Genomic DNA, 13,325 nt, shown 5'->3' with positions numbered 1-13,325 from the left:
GCCGCTTTTTCTGTTGAAATAGCAGAAATACAGTTTGTTATGGTTGTGTAAAGGCGAGTGTAGAGACGCATCTTTGCGTCTCGCGTTGTTCAGCCCGCCCGCTGGCCGAATGACGCGAGACGCAAAGATGCGTCTCTACATCTTACAACACTATTCTAGCTATCGCGCAGCTCCTCAAAGGCATACTGCGCGCCGTTCCAAAACTCATCGAGTGCCACTAGGCGTGGCTTAAAAAAGGAGATGAGCGTGGGCCAGTCGTTGCGGTTGAAAAGGTTGACGGGCTGCATCTCGGTGTAGATGCGGCTCAGGGGCAGGCCGTTGGCATCGGTGGCGTGCAGTTCCCACCGCCAGGGCTCGCCCAGGGTTTCATGCAGCATGGTTTTCAGCTCCAAGAACTGCTCGAAAAACAGCTCGCGCACGCCCGCGTCGGGGTGCGTGAGCTCGATGCCGATGCTGGCGCGGCGGTTGTCGGCCTGCATCCGAAAATAGACGTGCTTGAGGCCGGTCTTGTAGTTAATCCAGTTGGTGGGCCAGCCCTCGGCCGAGGGCACCGGGGCCATGTATTGGCCGAAGGTGGTCCAGAAGGCCTGGCGGAGCTGAGTAGCTTCGGCTTTGCTGTACATATATAGGTAGCGCGAACTTTGTAGTTCGCGTTTTTTGCCGCTTCCAACGGCGCAAAACGCGAACTGCAAAGTTCGCGCTACGGCGGGCAACACTTAGCTCGTGGCCTTGGGCCGTGCGCGGGGTGCCACTACGCCTGCTCGGCTATCTTGTGCTTGAGAAAGCCCGTGAGCACGGCCAGGCCGTTCTCAAAATGCCGGTTGTTGGGGATGATGAGGTCGGCGTCGTCCTTAAACGGCTGGATGTATTTCTCGTAGGTCGGGGCCACGTGGTTGGTGTAGCGATAAAGCACATCGTCGAGGCCGTAGCCGCGCTCGTCGCGGTCGCGCACGATGCGGCGGTGCAGCTTCACGTGTTCCTGGGCATCGATATACACCTTGAGGTCGAGCAGCTTAGCGATTTCTTCGAAGTAGAAAACGAAGATGCCTTCGACCACCACGATGGGCGCGGGCCGGAACACCAGCTCGGCGGGCACCACGTTGGGATTGTTGAAGGTGTACTCTTTGCGGCGCACCTCCAGGCCCTGGCGCAGGCGGCTGACGTCGGCGGCGTAGGCAGCCGAGTCGATGCTGCCGGGCAGGTCGAAATTCTCGAAGCCTTGGGCATCGCGCTGCTGCTGCTCGCGCGGGTGGTAGTAGTTGTCCTGCGAAATGAGGCAGACATCGCGCTCGGGAAAAGCGGCCAGCAAGCGGCGCAGAAACGTGGTTTTGCCGGACGCGCTGCCGCCCGTGATACCGACGAGAAAAGGGTGTTGCATAACGGGGGGCAAAGGTACGGTGTAGGGTAAGCTTTAGCTTGCCAGTAGTATCGACTACCCGCCGCGTGTAACTTACGCCCGAAAAATCAGCACGCTCCCCATGAAAACCCTTTTTCCTGCCGCGCTTCTTGCGCTACCGCTGCTCAGCCAGGCCCAGGCGCCGGCCGCCGCCGAAAAATTTATTGTCGCCGGCAAAGTGGCCAGCCCCACCGCCGCCACCAAGGCCTACCTGCGCTACACCCTCGATGAGCGGCGGGTAGTCGACTCGGCGGCGGTGCTGAAAGGCGCGTTCGCCTTCAAGGGTGCGTTGGCCGCGCCGGTGGCCGCTACGCTCATCCTCAGCCACAAAGGCGCGCCGCTGGCCAAATCGCAGGACGGCACCACGGTGTACCTGGAGCAAGGCACGATTAAAATAACTACCCCCGACTCGGCCAGCAAGGCTACCATTACGGGCACACCCCTGAATGCTTCGGCCGCCCAGCTCAAAGCCCAGCTTAAGCCCCTGCGCACCCAGTACGATGCCCTCTTGAAGCAGTACATGGCCGGCCGCGCCGCCCAGATGCCCGCCCCTGAGCTGGCCCAAATCGAGGCCCGCGCCGACGCCAACGAGGACGCCCAGCGCGAGATGCAGTACGCCTACGTCACGGCCCACCCCGACGACCGCTTCAGCCTCTTTGTGCTGCCGCAGGCCGTGGGCTACGCGCCCGAGGCCAAGGACTACGCCACCCGCTTTGCCCAGCTTTCGCCGCGCCTGCGGGCCATGCCGCAGGGCGTGCGTATCGCCGATAAAATCAAGCAATTGGAGCGCGTGGCCGTGGGCGCTACCGCACCCGACTTCACGCAGAACATGCCCGACGGCCAGCCGCTCACGCTCTCGTCGCTGCGCGGCAAATACGTGCTAATCGACTTTTGGGCGAGCTGGTGCGGCCCCTGCCGCCGCGAAAACCCCAATGTGGTAGCGGCTTATAACAAGTTCAAAGACAAGGGCTTCACTATCCTGGGCGTGTCGCTCGACAAAGACACCGGCCGCGAAGCCTGGCTGAAAGCCATCGAAAAAGACGGCCTGGCCTGGAACCAGGTGTCGGACCTGAAATACTGGCAAAACGCCGCCGCCAAAGACTACGGCGTGCAGGCCATCCCGCAAAATTTCCTTATCGACCCGAGCGGTAAAATCGTGGCTACCAACCTGCGTGGCGAGAAGCTGCAAGAAACCCTGGGCCAGCTGCTGGGCCAGGCGAAGTAGAGTAGAAAGCACCTGTCATTGCGAGCGTAGCGAAGCAATCGCACCTGTTGAGGACGTTCGCCGGGTAGTGCTTGTCATTGCGAGCGTAGCGAAGCAATAACAAGCGGCTTTTTCGCAAATAAAGAAGGCCCGGCTGATAGCCGGGCCTTCTTTATTTATGCCAGCGTAGTCAAAAAGCCAACCAGCCCCTCCACGGCCCGCGCCCGGTGGCTGAGCAGGTTTTTCTCGTCCAGCGTCATTTCGGCGAAGGTGCGGCCGTCGCCCTCGGTGGGCACAAAAACCGGGTCGTAGCCGAAGCCCCGGCTGCCCACCGGCTGCCCGGCGATGGTGCCGCCCACCTCACCGCTAAACTCGCGCACCTCACCACTGGGCAGCACCAGCGCAACAACGGTGCGGAAGCGCGCCCGGCGGTCGGGCTGGGTGGCCAGCTCGTGCAGCAGCTTGGCCACGTTGTCGGCCGACTCGCGCTGGGGGCCGGCGTAGCGGGCCGAGTACACGCCGGGCGCGCCGCCCAGGGCGTCTACTTCGAGGCCTGTGTCGTCGGCAAAGCAGCTGACGCCGTAATTATCAAATACATATTGCGCCTTTTGGCGGGCGTTGCCTTCGAGCGTGGGCTGCGTTTCGGGCAGCTCCTCGTGGCAGCCTATGTCGGCCAAACTCAGCAGCTGCACGGCGGTGGGCAGCAGCCGCTTGATTTCGTCGAGCTTGTGGGCATTGTTGGAAGCAAAACAGAGGCGCATCGTAGAAGGCAAGGAGGGTAGGGGGCAGAAACGAAAAAGCCGCGCGGCCCGGCGCGGTGGCAAAAACAAAAATGCGGAGTGGTAACGAAAAATTAATTGTTGGCAGCCACCAAAGCCACCTCGTTGCCTACCGAAAAGCCTGCTTGAAGGTAAGCCACAAGTGCTGCGCCGTGCTCTTGAGCGAGCCCACTGCGGGCGGCGGCGCGACTGCGGCGGCGGCCGGCTGCACGTGAAACGGCCCGTTGGCCCCCATTGGCACCAGGGTAGCTACTGTCGGGCTTTTGGCGAAGGCGTAAGCTGGCACCAGGTTGCGGAGCGACGCGGGCAGTGCAAGCTCGCCCGCAATGGGCGCAAAAGCTAAATCGCTGGCTGGCTGCGCCGCCCGGCCGGTAGGCTGCCAGCTTACTGCCGCCGCGCCCGAATGGTCGAGGGCCGCGCCTACCAGCAGGCTGGCCGCCAGCCCGGCGCTGCTCACCAGCAGCGCCACGCCAACGCTCAGCCGGAAGCTCCAGCTCGAAAACCTGCGTAGTACGTAGAGTTGTTGCACAGACAGAACCGGCCACTGGGGCAGTCGATAACCAAATATAGGCGAAAGCCTGCGCCTACCAAGAAAATATAAATAAAAGCCAAGTCCCGCGTCAAGTGCTTGATTGCTATGTGTGGGCGGGCGTTGATTTTTCGGCAGCTAATGCGTACTTTTGCAGTCCCTTCCGCAAAATCGGCAGGGTTTAATAGGTAAAAAGCCCTCCCGATAATGAAAAAGGACACGCACCCCGAGTACCGCCAGGTAGTTTTCCAGGACACCTCGTCGGACTTCAAGTTTATCACCCGCTCCACGATGACCTCGGCCGAGACGATTCAGTGGGAAGACGGCAACACCTACCCGGTGATTAAAATCGAAGTAAGCAGCGCTTCGCACCCCTTCTACACCGGCAAAAACATGTTCATCGACACGGCCGGCCGCGTGGAGAAATTCCGCTCGCGCTACGCCAACAAGGCGCAGAGCAGCGCTGGCAAAGAATAGTTTTTTTGCGTAGGCTGTTAGCTATTGGCTGCTAGCCATTAGCTCCTAAAAACTCCTTTCGGGTCCGCCGAAAGGAGTTTTTTTGTGCCCGGCCCGGCCGATGGGTCGTAATTTCGGGAAAGAAATTTTAGTTAGCTAACAGCCAGCGGCCAATAGCTAACAGCTAAAAAAAACATGCACGTTCTGCTTTTCGACGACCCGGCCATCCGGCCGCACCTGCTGCCGCTCACCTTCACGCGGCCAGTGGCGGCGCTGCGCTGCGGCATTCTCACGCTGGCCGAAAAATGGCAGCGCCGCCTGGGCGCGCCCACCGTGGGCTACCTCACCCAGCCCTACCTGCAAGCCAAGTTTCCGGCCGGCGAGGTGAGTGGCCCGGCGCTGGTCATCAACGGGGCCGTGTGCCCCGACGACCTGCTGGTGCATCAGGTGCAGGCCCTCGCGCCCGGCCAGGGCCTCTACTGCGATGAGGTGCTGGTAGCCGCCCACCTCGCCGATGCCAGCCTGGTAGCCGAGCTCATTCAGGACGGCCTGTGCGAGCAGGTGCAAGCGGCCGAGCCCGTGACGGTTATCAGCCGGCCCTGGCACTTGTTTCTGCGCAATGGGGCGGAGATTCGCCGCGATTTTGCCTTGCTTACTGCCGGGCGCACCTCGCGGCCGGTAGGCGATGCCCACACCATCGTGTACGCGCCGGAGAATATTTTTATTGAGGAAGGCGTTACAATCCGTGCCGCTATTCTCAACGCCGAAAGCGGTCCCATCTACCTGGGCAAAGACTCGCAGGTGCACGAAGGGGCCATCATTAAAGGCCCACTGGCACTGTGTGAGGGCAGCCACGTGAACATGGGGGCCAAGCTGCGCGGCGACAATACCATCGGCCCATTTTGCAAAGTAGGCGGCGAGGTTGGCAATAGCATCTTGCTGGGCTACAGCAATAAAGGCCACGAAGGCTACCTCGGCAACTCGGTAATCGGCGAGTGGTGCAACCTCGGGGCCGATACCAACACGAGCAACCTCAAAAACAACTACGCCCCCGTGAAGGTGTGGAGCCACGCCGCCCACCGCTTCGTGACTACCGGCCAAACCTTCTGCGGACTGATTATGGGCGACCACGCCAAGGCCGGCATTAACACCATGTTCAACACTGGCACGGTGGTGGGCGTGGGGGCCAACATCTTCGGGGCGGGCTTTCCGCGCACCTTCATCCCGTCGTTTAGCTGGGGCGGGGCCTCGGGCTTCGATACTTTCAAGCTCGACAAGTTTGCCGAGGTGGCCGAGCGCGTGATGGGCCGCCGCGGACTGGCGTATGACGCGATGGAGGAAGACCTTATTAAAGAGGTGTTTGGGCAGACGGAGGGCGATAGAATTTGGGAGAAAGCTAAGTAAATGACCTTCGCCGATATTCCCAACCAGCTTGCCCTCAAGGACGTGCTGCGCCAATCGGTGCAGCGCGGGCATGTGGCACACGCCCAGCTGTTTCGCGGGGCCGAAGGCTCGGCGGCGCTGCCGCTGGCCCTGGCCTACGCGCAGTACCTCAACTGCGAGGTCCGCACCGACGACGCGCCCGACAGCTGCGGCCACTGCCCGGCCTGCCTGAAAATGAGCAAGCTGGCGCACCCCGACCTCAATTTTATCCTGCCTACCACGACTACCAAAGCGGTGCCCAAAGACGCCACGAGCGGCAAGTTCATGGGCGAGTGGCGCACGTTTCTGGCCGAAAGCCCTTTCCAGGGTTTCAATGACTGGATGCAGCACATCGGGGCCGAAAACAAGCAGGGCAGCATCTCCAAAGATGAAGCCGGTGCGCTGCTCAAGCTGGTGTCGCTCAAGGCGTTCGAGGCAAAATTTAAAATTGTCATCCTCTGGCTGCCTGAGCTAATGCACCCGGCCGCCGCCAACGCCGTGCTCAAGCTGCTGGAGGAGCCGCCGCCCGCTACCATCTTTTTGCTGGTCAGCCACGAGCCCGAGCGGCTGCTGCCCACCATCCTGAGCCGGGTGCAGCCGGTGGCGGTGCGCCCGTTTTCGGAAGACGACATCACGGCCTACCTCACGGCGCACTACCACGTGCCCGAGGCCAAAGCCCGCCAGGTAGCCCAGCTCGCCGAAGGCAACCTGGGGGCCGCCATTGCCAGCCGCGACCAAAGCGCCGACCACAACTACGCCGAGTTTTTTATCCGGTGGATGCGCAAGTGCTTTTCGGCCAAGATGGTAGACGTGATGGCCCTGGCCGATGAGTTTCAGAAAATGGGCCGCGAAAACCAGAAGGAGCAGCTCAGCTTCTCGCTGGGTTTGCTGCGCAAGGTGCTGCTTTTTGGCCTCGACCCGCAGTTGGTGCCGCACCTGCCCAGCGGCGAGCAGCAGTTTGTGCAGGGCTTCAGTAAGTTCGTGACGCCGCGCAACGCCGACCAACTTACCGAGGAGCTGAACACGGCCCACTACCACATCGAGCGCAATGCCAACCCGCGCATGGTGTTCGTGGATGCCTCGCTGCGCCTGGGCCAGCAGCTGCGCCGCGCCTGAGTGTACCGCAAGCTTTAGCTTGCGATACATGCCCGACCTTTGCCATATGCGCCGCCTTACATGCCTTTTACTCCTCGCCAGCCTCTGCCAGGGGCCGGTGCGGGCGCAGGTAGCCGGCCCGCCCGGCCCTGTGCCGCCCACCGATACCGGCATCCACCAGGGGCGCTTTATTGGGGTGGTGGCCGGCACGGCGGTGGTTTATGCGCTCACTACCTACTTCTTAGGTAAAACCTGGTACACCAAGCGCGTGCCCTTCCACAGCTTCGACGATAACGGCGAGTGGCTGCAAATGGACAAGGTGGGCCACGCTACCACCGCCTACGCCATCAGCCGGGGCGAGTACGAGCTCCTTCGCTGGAGCGGGGTTAATGAGCGGGCCTCGGTGCTCACGGGCGGCCTCATCGCGCTGCTCTACCAGTCTACCATTGAGGTATTTGACGGGCGCTCCGAAGGCTGGGGCTTCTCGAAAGGCGACATGGCCGCCAACCTCACCGGCGTGGCCTTGTTTATGGGGCAGCAGTATGGCTTTGGCGAGCAAAAGGCGAGCCTGCGCTACGGCTGGCGGCAAAGCATCTACCCAGCTTACCGCCCCAACCTGCTGGGTAAAACCACTGGCAACCAGATGCTGAAGGATTACAATGGTCAGCAGTACTGGCTGTCGTTCAACGTAGCTTCCGTGCTGCCAGTGGGGCCGTCGTTTCCGCGCTGGCTCAACCTCGACCTAGGCTACAGCGCCAGCGGCATGACCGGTGGCCACGCCAACCCGCCCTACTTCGACGCCAACGGCAAAGAAGTGAAATTCCGGCGCTACCGGCAGTTTTACCTCTCGCCCGATGTGTCGCTGGCCCGCCTGCCGGGCGTGCGCGGCTGGGGCGGGCAGCCGCTCGTCAGCGCCGGGCAGTTTTTTAAAATTCCCGCGCCCTCGCTGGAGTATAATCCAGTGCATGGGCTGCGGGTGCATTCATTGTTGTTGCCTAAAGATTGAGTTGTTGGTTTCTGGTTTCTGGTTTCTAGTTTCTAGTTGTCAGTTTTCAACCAGAAACTAGAAACCAGAAACCAGAAACATGAACCCCATCCGCCTCGCCACCCGCGCCTCGCGCCTCGCCCTGTGGCAAACCGAGCACGTAGCCACCCTGCTCAATCAAGCTGGCCTGCCCACCGAAGTAGTGCACATGCAAACCGTGGGCGACCAGGTGCTCGACCGCTCGCTGGCCAAAATCGGCGCCAAGGGCGTCTTCACCGAAGAGCTCGAAGAAAGCCTGCGCCGCGGCGATACGCACCTAGCCATCCATTCGGCTAAAGACGTGCAAAGTACCATCCCGCCCGACCTGGAACTGCTGGCCTTTCTGGAGCGCGAGCAAGTCAACGACGTGGTAGTCAGTTTCAAGGAAGATTTTGATATCGCCCGGCCCGGCATTGTGCTGGGCACCAGCAGCACCCGCCGCAAGGCGCTGCTGCGCCGCTTTTATCCCGAGGCCACTACCGCCGAGGCGCGCGGCAACCTCCAGACGCGCCTGCGCAAACTCGAAGAGGGCCAGTACGATGCACTGGTGCTGGCCTACGCCGGCGTGCACCGCATGGGCTACGACAACCTCATCCGGCACTACCTGCCCACCGGCCAGTTTGTGCCGCCCGTGGGCCAGGGCAGCATCGCGGTCGAAAGCTCGCGCTTTCTGAATGAAGAGCTGAAAATCAAGATAAAGCAGGCGCTTGACCACGCCCCCACGCACCGCTGCCTGCTGGCCGAGCGGGCCTTTTTGCGGCGCATGGAAGGCGGGTGTAGCATCCCATCGTTTGCGTTGGCCACGCTCACCGAAGCCGGCGATATTCACTTGCACGCCGGCATCGTGAGTTTGAGCGGCGAGGAATACGTGGACTTCGCCCAAACCGCGCCCGCCGCGCAGGCCGAGGGCCTCGGCCTGGCCCTGGCCGAGCGCGTGCTGAGCCACGGCGGCGAGGCCATTCTGGCCAGCATCCGCGAGCAGCGGGGCGAGTTGTAGCGCTTTTGGCGGCCGGTGTATTTTTGCGCGTTGCCTGCACTTAGCTTTCTTTTCCATGATTATTCGCCTGTTTCGTCGCTCACTAGTAGGTAGTTTGCTCTTGCTAAGCCTGACTGGCTGGGCCGCTAAAAAACCTCTGAAAAGCAAGAAGGACGAGGTCGTAACCATCAGCACCAACCTGGGCGACATCCGACTTATTCTATTCACCGACACGCCTTTGCACCGGGAGAATTTCCTGAAGAAAGCTAAGGATGGCTTCTACAACGGCACGACCTTTCACCGCGTCATTCCGCAGTTTATGGTGCAGGGCGGCGATGCCAATTCCAAAGACGCCGACCCCAGCAACGACGGCCAGGGCCAACCCAACGAGCCCACCATTCCGGCCGAGCTGGCCGCCGGCCACAAGCACGACTACGGCGCGCTGGCCGCCGCCCGCCAGGGCGACTTTGCCAACCCGCAGCGCGCCAGCAACGGCAGCCAGTTTTATTTAGTCGAAAACCACCAGGGCACGCACTTCCTCGATGGGCAGTATACGGTATTCGGGCAAGTGATTCAGGGCCAAGAGGTAATCGATAAAATTGCCGCCCTGCCCAAAGACGCCCGCGACCGTCCCCTCACCGACCTCAAGATGACGATGAAGGTGGAAAAGCTCAAGAAAAAGAAAATTACCCAGCTTTACGGCTACAAGTATTAAGCACCGCAGGCAGCCCGCCGAAGCCCCCAAACGGGTAGTGCGGCGGGCCGCCTGGCTTCAGCGCGTTCCAATATGAAAATTCTGCTCACCGGCTCCAACGGGCTGCTCGGCCAAAAGCTGGTGGGACTGCTGCACCAGCACCCCGAGGTAGCGCTGGTAGCCACCGCCCGCGGCACCAACCGCCTGGCTGACCTGTATCCAGACCTGCATTTTGTGCCGCTCGACGTGACCGACGCCGCCCGCGTGTGGCAGGTGCTGGCCCAGCAGCAGCCCACGCACGTTATCCACACGGCCGCCATGACCCAAGTAGACGACTGCGAGCTAAACCAGGATGCCTGCTGGATGCAGAACGTAACCGCCGTCGAACACTTGGCCGCCGCCTGCGCCGACCTCGGTATTCACCTCACGCACCTTAGTACCGACTTCATTTTCAACGGGAAAGAAGGCCCGCTGGCCGAGGATGCCGCGCCCGACCCCCTCAGCCACTACGGGGCCAGCAAGCTGGCGGCCGAGCGCGTGGTGCAGGCTACGCCGGGCTTGCGCTGGGCCATAGCCCGCACTGTGCTGGTGTACGGCACCCTGCACGGCGGCGGCCGCAGCAATATCGTGCTGTGGGTGCGCGACTCGCTGCGCAAAGGCCAGAAAATAAAGATAGTAACCGACCAGTGGCGCACGCCCACCCTGGCCGAAGACCTGGCCGAAGGCTGCTGGCTGCTGGCGCGGCAGTCGGCCCAGGGTATTTACCATATCAGTGGCTACGAGCTATTGACCCCCTTCGGAATGGCCGAGCAGGTAGCCGATTTTTTCGGGCTCGATAAAGCCTTGCTAGAGCCCGTGGATAGCACCACGTTTACGCAGCCGGGGCGGCGGCCGCTGCGCACAGGGTTTATTATCGAGAAAGCCGAGCGGGAGCTGGGCTACCAGCCGCGCTCGTTCAGGGAAGGCATAGCTTTGCTGGCGCACCAGATGGGCTGAATGCGCCAATTGTCAGGCTGGTAGGTGCGTAAAAAAACCCGTTGGCAGAACCAACGGGTTTTTCAGCTATAAACCTTCCGCTTTTTAATAAATGGACTCGAATACTGGACGTTGAATACTTCGAAACGTATGAGCAAGCTGGCTCAAAAGCGAAGCTTGCTAGTGATAAACTACTGAACTACTATGGTTGGGTGGGCCAAAAGCCCACCAACAAGCCACCAACCAGCAAGGCCGTGCGCTGGCGCAAGCCAGCCTCACCCAAGGCGCGGGGTACCAGCCGCCCATCGGGAGTTATGAAGTCGCGCTCGGCCGAGAGATAAGAAAAGTCCTCAGCTAAGGCGCCGGCCGGCGAGATGGCTTGGTTGAAACAATAGGTAGTACTCATGGCAAATGGTAACGGGAGGAGCGAGTGGACTGCCTTGGTCAGCAACTCAGTTCCTGATTCTGTTACAATTTTAGAGAGGCCTTCAGGCCCTCAAAAGGACAAACCGGCCTTTTTTCAGACATTGCAGATTATGGATGTTTGTGGGTTGAAAGGCCTAAAAAACCCCGCATAATTGAAAAAAATAAGCTGGTCACTAGCTATTTTTATGAATTAAATGCTTGATAGTAAGCGAAATAAATAAATAGCTGTAATTTGAAACTGTTGGTTTTTTTGCAAAAAAAGTGCGAAAACGAGACATTTGAACAGCCAAAAAACGCGCTTTTTGCAGGCTTTTTTCTTGAAAAAAAGTCGCAAAATCAGCGCCCACTACGGGCCAGCCGCTGCAATGCCAGCAGTGTGAGCAGCAGGCCGCCGCCGGCGGCGGCCAGTAGCCACCACGCGCCGGGCTCCTGGCGCAGCATGCCGAGTAGCTGGCCCCAGCTAGAAATATCGGGGGGGCGCCCTACCCCCAAAAAGGCCAGGGTGGTTTCTAGCCCCACCAATCCGGCCACGCTAAGCGGCACCGTAGCGCGCAGTGGGCGGCAGGCGTGGGGCAGGGCATGGCGCAGCCACACGCGCGCGGGCGAGAGGCCTGCCGCCCGGGCAGCCTCCACAAAAGGCAGGGCGCGCACTTGCAGCATGTGGGCGCGCACCTGCCGGGCGGGCTCGGGCCAGGTCACGGCGGCCAGCAGCAGCAGCAGCTGGCTCGCCGAAAGTGCGGGGCCAGCGGCCAGCACCAGCACCAGTAGCAGCCGGGGCACTGCCCCTAGCAGGGTAATAGCCCCTTGCAACAGACTATCGAGGGGGAGGGGCCAAGCCAGGCGGCCCAGCCACGGCCAGCGCGGCCCCAGCCGCCAGGCCAGCGCAGCCACCCCCAGCAGCAGCCCGGCGAAGGCCCTGCCGCCCGGCAGCGCGCCTAGCCACCAGGCAAAAGCCACCCCCAGCAGCCCGGCCGACAGGGGCAGCCGGCAGCCCCGGTTGCCCCAGTAGCCCGCACTACCGCCGGCCAGCGCGCCGGCCAGCGCCGCCAGCACGGCGGCGGGCAAGCTCAGCATCACTACCTGCCGGGCTCCGAAGAGCACTTCGGTGGCAACATCGCGCCCCAGCAAGTCGGTGCCCAGCCAGTGCGCCGACCAGCTGGGTGGCTCGGCCACGTGCAGCAGGTCGGGCACGCCGGGCGCAAATGGCAATGGCAGCACCGGGGCCAGCAGGCCCGCCGCCGCCAGCAGCGCCAGCCAGCCAGCCGCCAGCCATGGCCATTCCGCAAAGCGAGAAATGCGCGGTAAGCTCATGAGGCCAGGCGAATACGCGGGTCGGCCCAGGCATAAAGCCCGTCGGCCAGGGCCAGGCCCAGCAGGCGCCCCCCGGCCGTGAGCAGCACGCCCGCCACCACCACGGGGTAGTCGTGGGTGGCGGTGGCCCCGGCCAGCAGGCGGCCCACCCCCGGCACCGCAAAAACCGTTTCGACCAGCACGGTGCCCGCCAGCAGCGTGGGCAGCAAGCCCGCAAAGGCCGTGAGCAGCGGCAGCAGCGCATTGGGCAAGGCGTGGCGGCGCAGCACGGCAGCGGCGGGCACGCCCTTGGCGCGGGCCGTGGTGATGTAGAGCGCCCGCAACTCGTGGCGCAGGGCGGCGGCGAGCGGCAACGTCAGCTCGGGCAGCGTAGCCAGCACCAGCGTCAGCGCGGGCAGCACGAGCTGGAGGGCCATTTCCCCGGGCATCGGCTCGCTGAGGCCATCGGCCGACGAGATGGCTGGTAAGATATTGAGGCCGCTGGGGTTAGCAAAAAGAAACAGCAGCCCGATTGCCAGCGCAAAAATCGGCAGGCCCTGCAAGCTGGTCAGCACCAGGTGCAAGCCCGCCCGCCAGCCGGTAGCTGGCCCACCCGCCAGCGCCAGCCCCAGCGCCAGGGCGGCCAGCAGCGCCGCCGCGGCCGACACTACTGCCAGCGGCAGCGTATAGGCCAGCGCCGCGCGCAGCTTGGGGCCGATGGGCTGGCCGTCGCGATACGACCAGCCAAGCTGGCCGTGCAAAAGCCCACGCAGCCAGCGGTGGTACTGGTTGTGCGGGCCGTGCCAGTGCCAGGCCGCTGTAGCGCGGCTGCGCGTGACGTAAAAAACCGGCTCCTCGAGCCCCAGGCGCTGCCGCAGTGCCTGCCGGGCCACCGTGCTGGTGGCGCTAAAATGCCCCTGCAAGTCGGTGGCTTCGCCCAGCATAGCTTCTTCGACGCCGGTGGCCAGCAGCCGGCTCAATACAAAAACCAGCGAGGCCGTAGCCCAGGCGGCCAGGCCAGCCCGGCCGAGCTGTAGCAGCAGCCAGCGTTTCATAGCA

The 13,325-nt window shown here is 62.3% G+C and carries 15 protein-coding genes; 8 read left to right on the top strand and 7 right to left on the bottom strand.

Annotated elements, in window-relative coordinates; genetic code table 11:
• Positions 1–155: 155 nt before the first annotated feature.
• Both VFO93_RS18860 and VFO93_RS18855 read right to left on the bottom strand, forming a co-directional pair.
• Complete coding sequence (locus tag VFO93_RS18860; protein WP_325135940.1) at positions 156–623, bottom strand: DUF4268 domain-containing protein; 468 nt, start codon at positions 621–623, stop codon at positions 156–158.
• A 128-nt stretch (positions 624–751) separates the two neighbouring features.
• On the bottom strand, positions 752–1,378 hold the full coding sequence (locus tag VFO93_RS18855) for a uridine-cytidine kinase (protein WP_325135939.1): 627 nt from the start codon (positions 1,376–1,378) through the stop codon (positions 752–754).
• 100 nt (positions 1,379–1,478) lie between these two features.
• Here VFO93_RS18855 and VFO93_RS18850 point away from each other — a divergent pair, with 100 nt between their 5' ends.
• Positions 1,479–2,621: a TlpA disulfide reductase family protein gene (locus VFO93_RS18850; RefSeq protein WP_325135938.1), complete on the top strand. Its 1,143-nt coding sequence runs from the start codon at positions 1,479–1,481 to the stop codon at positions 2,619–2,621.
• Between the two features lie 155 nt (positions 2,622–2,776).
• Here the strand turns inward: VFO93_RS18850 and rdgB are convergent, their stop codons facing one another.
• The gene (gene rdgB / locus VFO93_RS18845; RefSeq protein WP_325135937.1) at positions 2,777–3,361 is read right to left on the bottom strand and encodes an RdgB/HAM1 family non-canonical purine NTP pyrophosphatase; all 585 of its coding nucleotides are present in this window, start codon (positions 3,359–3,361) and stop codon (positions 2,777–2,779) included.
• 127 nt (positions 3,362–3,488) lie between these two features.
• Positions 3,489–3,908, bottom strand: a complete 420-nt coding sequence (locus VFO93_RS18840; protein WP_325135936.1) for a hypothetical protein — start codon at positions 3,906–3,908, stop codon at positions 3,489–3,491.
• Between the two features lie 207 nt (positions 3,909–4,115).
• Between VFO93_RS18840 and VFO93_RS18835 the strand changes: the two genes are divergently transcribed.
• From VFO93_RS18835 to VFO93_RS18805, 7 genes are all read left to right on the top strand, one after another.
• A complete protein-coding gene (locus VFO93_RS18835) occupies positions 4,116–4,385 on the top strand; it encodes a type B 50S ribosomal protein L31 (protein ID WP_173115833.1) in 270 nt (89 codons plus the stop codon).
• A gap of 174 nt (positions 4,386–4,559) precedes the next feature.
• Positions 4,560–5,768 carry a GlmU family protein gene (locus VFO93_RS18830; RefSeq protein ID WP_325135935.1) on the top strand — a complete coding sequence of 403 codons (1,209 nt, stop codon included), beginning with the start codon at positions 4,560–4,562 and terminating at the stop codon, positions 5,766–5,768.
• Entirely contained in the window at positions 5,769–6,902 is a 1,134-nt protein-coding gene (locus VFO93_RS18825) for a DNA polymerase III subunit delta (protein ID WP_325135934.1), read from the top strand.
• 46 nt (positions 6,903–6,948) lie between these two features.
• Positions 6,949–7,887, top strand: a complete 939-nt coding sequence (locus tag VFO93_RS18820; RefSeq protein WP_325135933.1) for a DUF2279 domain-containing protein — start codon at positions 6,949–6,951, stop codon at positions 7,885–7,887.
• A 79-nt stretch (positions 7,888–7,966) separates the two neighbouring features.
• Positions 7,967–8,902, top strand: coding sequence for a hydroxymethylbilane synthase (gene hemC / locus VFO93_RS18815; protein WP_325135932.1), 936 nt, complete (start codon positions 7,967–7,969; stop codon positions 8,900–8,902).
• Positions 8,903–8,957: 55 nt separating this feature from the next.
• Positions 8,958–9,596: a peptidylprolyl isomerase gene (locus tag VFO93_RS18810; protein ID WP_325135931.1), complete on the top strand. Its 639-nt coding sequence runs from the start codon at positions 8,958–8,960 to the stop codon at positions 9,594–9,596.
• Positions 9,597–9,668: 72 nt separating this feature from the next.
• Positions 9,669–10,571 carry an NAD(P)-dependent oxidoreductase gene (locus tag VFO93_RS18805; protein WP_325135930.1) on the top strand — a complete coding sequence of 301 codons (903 nt, stop codon included), beginning with the start codon at positions 9,669–9,671 and terminating at the stop codon, positions 10,569–10,571.
• Between the two features lie 181 nt (positions 10,572–10,752).
• On the opposite strand, the gene VFO93_RS18800 is transcribed toward VFO93_RS18805, so the two are convergent.
• The 3 genes from VFO93_RS18800 to VFO93_RS18790 all read right to left on the bottom strand — a co-directional run bounded on the left by VFO93_RS18800 (position 10,753) and on the right by VFO93_RS18790 (position 13,321).
• Positions 10,753–10,956 carry a hypothetical protein gene (locus tag VFO93_RS18800; RefSeq protein WP_325135929.1) on the bottom strand — a complete coding sequence of 68 codons (204 nt, stop codon included), beginning with the start codon at positions 10,954–10,956 and terminating at the stop codon, positions 10,753–10,755.
• A 356-nt stretch (positions 10,957–11,312) separates the two neighbouring features.
• Positions 11,313–12,287: an ABC transporter permease subunit gene (locus VFO93_RS18795; RefSeq protein ID WP_325135928.1), complete on the bottom strand. Its 975-nt coding sequence runs from the start codon at positions 12,285–12,287 to the stop codon at positions 11,313–11,315.
• On the bottom strand, positions 12,284–13,321 hold the full coding sequence (locus tag VFO93_RS18790; RefSeq protein ID WP_325135927.1) for an ABC transporter permease: 1,038 nt from the start codon (positions 13,319–13,321) through the stop codon (positions 12,284–12,286). The genes VFO93_RS18795 and VFO93_RS18790 overlap by 4 nt, the downstream gene beginning before the upstream one ends.
• Positions 13,322–13,325 lie beyond the last annotated feature (4 nt).

It is taken from the genome of Hymenobacter sp., assembly GCF_035709525.1.
GTDB lineage: Bacteria > Bacteroidota > Bacteroidia > Cytophagales > Hymenobacteraceae > Hymenobacter.
Note: the sequence above shows the minus strand (reverse complement) of the source record. Positions and strands in the feature narration are given on the sequence as shown.